The organism is Amnimonas aquatica (assembly GCF_002943415.1).
Classification (GTDB): Bacteria; Pseudomonadota; Gammaproteobacteria; order Pseudomonadales; family Moraxellaceae; genus Perlucidibaca; species Perlucidibaca aquatica_A.
The window spans coordinates 1-2,700 of the sequence record NZ_PTQZ01000234.1; the positions used below are offsets into that span (position 1 = coordinate 1).

3 protein-coding genes are annotated in these 2,700 nt (G+C 57.9%); all 3 read right to left on the reverse strand.

Translation table 11 applies throughout. The annotated features are described in order from the left end of the window. Positions 1-1,137, reverse strand: a 1,137-nt coding sequence (gene arsJ, locus C5O18_RS08405) for an organoarsenical effux MFS transporter ArsJ (RefSeq protein ID WP_105193107.1), incomplete at its 3' end; no start/stop codon positions are given. A 9-nt stretch (positions 1,138-1,146) separates the two neighbouring features. Further along, the gene (locus C5O18_RS08410; RefSeq protein ID WP_105193109.1) at positions 1,147-2,151 is read right to left on the reverse strand and encodes an ArsJ-associated glyceraldehyde-3-phosphate dehydrogenase; all 1,005 of its coding nucleotides are present in this window, start codon (positions 2,149-2,151) and stop codon (positions 1,147-1,149) included. A gap of 24 nt (positions 2,152-2,175) precedes the next feature. Further along, positions 2,176-2,700: cyclin-dependent kinase inhibitor 3 family protein (locus C5O18_RS08415; RefSeq protein ID WP_241146794.1), on the reverse strand; the 525-nt coding region annotated here is incomplete at its 5' end.

Sequence of the window (2,700 nt, forward strand, 5' to 3'; positions counted from 1 at the left end):
GGGCAGGCGGGTCGAGATCAGCGCAGCGGTGGCGATGAACCCTGCCGATATTAGCAAACAGGCTTGCAATCCATGCGCTTGATAAACCCAGCCGGATAAGACCGTGCCGAGCAAGCGGCCTATGGCATTGGACATGTAGTAGAAGCCCACATCCAGCGAAACTCCATCAGCCTTGGCGTAGGACACGATCAGATAGCTATGCAGCGATGAGTTCACTGCGAAGAGCGCGCCAAACATCATCAGCCCCCCCAGCAACACCCACTCAGGGTTAAGTGTTGTCTGAAGGCCGATAGCGATGACGGCAGGTAGTACCGCTAGTGGTAGTGCCCNTGACTGCACTACGCCGTAGCCTACGACCCAGGCTGCGAGAAATCCGCCAACCTGCCAGAAATCCCACCCAAAGACGGTGCTCAAGTAAACGGGCAGTGCCACCACGAACCAAACGTCACGAGCGCCGAAAAGAAAAAGCCGGGCACCTGACAGTACGTTTATGGCGCGACTCTTGGACAGCAGGTCCTTGAACTTCGGTTTAACCTTGGCTTTGCCAAGGTCCTTCTTCAGCAGAAGCAGGCTGCTTAGCCAGATGATGGCCAGCATGCCGGCCATGGCCAGAACCGCGCCTGTAAAGCCCACCAACGCGAGCAGCGCACCACCCATGAAGAAGCCCACGCCCTTGAGGGCATTTTTGGAGCCCGTCAGGATCGCCACCCACTTGTAGAGGGTGCTTTGTGCGTTATCAGGTACCAGGAGCTTGATGGAGCTCTTGGCGCTCATCTTGTTGAGGTCCTTGGCGATGCCCGATAGCGCTTGTGCGGCCATGACCCAGGGTACGGTCAACATTGCGGCTGGCACCGTAAGCATGAGCAAGGCAGCCACTTGCAGCGCGAGTCCCACATTCATGGTGCGGTTCAGGCCTAGGCGGGCACCTAGGTAGCCACCAAACAGGTTGGTGACGATGCCGAAGATCTCGTAGAAAAGGAACAGTGCTGCAATCTGCAACGGGCTGTAGCCGAGACTGTGGAAGTGCAGCACCACCAGCATGCGCAGTGCGCCGTCGGTGAGGGTGAATGCCCAGTAATTGCCGGTGACCAGCAGATACTGGCGTACTTCGGGGCTGAGTTTGGTGGTGCTGCTCATGACGTAATCTCAGGCTGCCAGTCCGACCAAGCGTGCTAGTTCGACGGCGCGATTGGCGTAGCCCCACTCGTTGTCATACCAAGCGTAGAGCTTTACTTGTGTGCCGTTGATTACCATGGTGGACAATGCATCGATGATCGAAGAGCGCGGATCGGTACGGTAGTCGATGGACACCAGCGGACGCTCTTCATAGCCGAGGATGCCCTTCAGGGGGCCGTCGGCAGCAGCCTTGAGCAAGGCATTCACCTCTGCGGCTGTAGTTGTGCGTTCGACTTCAAACACGCAGTCTGTCAGTGAGGCATTGGCCAGTGGTACACGAACGGCATGACCGTTGAGGCGGCCCTTCAGCTCCGGAAAAATTTCCGCGATGGCCGTTGCTGAGCCGGTGGTGGTGGGGATCAGGCTCATGCTAGAGGCGCGGGCGCGGCGCAGATCCTTGTGTGGGGTATCGAGAATGCTTTGCGTGTTGGTCAGGTCGTGAATGGTGGTGATCGAGCCGTGATGTATCCCCAGGCTCTCGTGGATGATCTTGACCACCGGTGCCAGGCAGTTGGTGGTGCACGATGCGGCCGTCACGATGCGATGCTCGGCGGGGTCGAATAGGTGCTGATTCACGCCCATGACGATGTTGATGGCACCCTTCTCCTTGACTGGGGCGCATACCACGACGCGCTTCACGCCCTGGGCCAGATAGTCATGCAGTACGGCCACGGTCTTCATTTTTCCACTAGCCTCGATGACCAGATCGCACCCCGACCAGTCGACGGCAGCGATGGTTTTCTCGTTCGTGACGCGGATGTGTTGGCCGGCGATCACTATGTCATCAGCATTACTGCAAGCCTCGTATTGCCAACGGCCGTGTACTGAGTCGAAATTGAGCAGATGAGCGTGAGTGGCCGCGTCCCCAGCGGGGTCATTGATGTGCACGAACTCCAGCTCGGGCCACTCCCAAGCAGCGCGTAGTGCCAAGCGTCCGATGCGGCCAAAGCCGTTGATGCCTACTTTGATTGTCATGATGTGAGGCTCCAGAAAATTGAGTTAGCGATTAGCGAGGGTGCTGATCCATGACACATGAGCTGGGTGTTGCAGTGCCTTGGGTCGCAGTGCTTGAACTTGTGCAGTTGCTTGAGTGAGCGGCAGGCCGAGTTTGATCAGTAGGCTGGCTGCGATCAGTCCAGTACGTCCCGAGCCACCCTTGCAATGGATGGCGATGCGCTCTCCAGCCTTGAGGCGCCTCAGGATCTCATCCTGTTGAGCGGCCCACAGTGTTTCAAAGTCATCGGTAGGGGGCTGATCATCAGCAACCGGTAAATGGAACCAGGCAAGCTCTTGCGCTGCGCAACGTGAGCTCATGTCGCTGACCTGATTCTTGGCCAGCTCGCTGTCTGGCATGACTGTGATGACAGCGGTGGCGCCTGCCGCTTTGAGTGTCTTCAGTGCATCGTCCAGCGAGGGCTCCTGAGTGCCTGGGCATGGCGTGAAAATCAGCTTGGCGGTCACGCTGTCCGCGTCGAACATTGAGTAAGGATGCGCTTGCATGATTTGCTCCTCAGATGGCGCGTT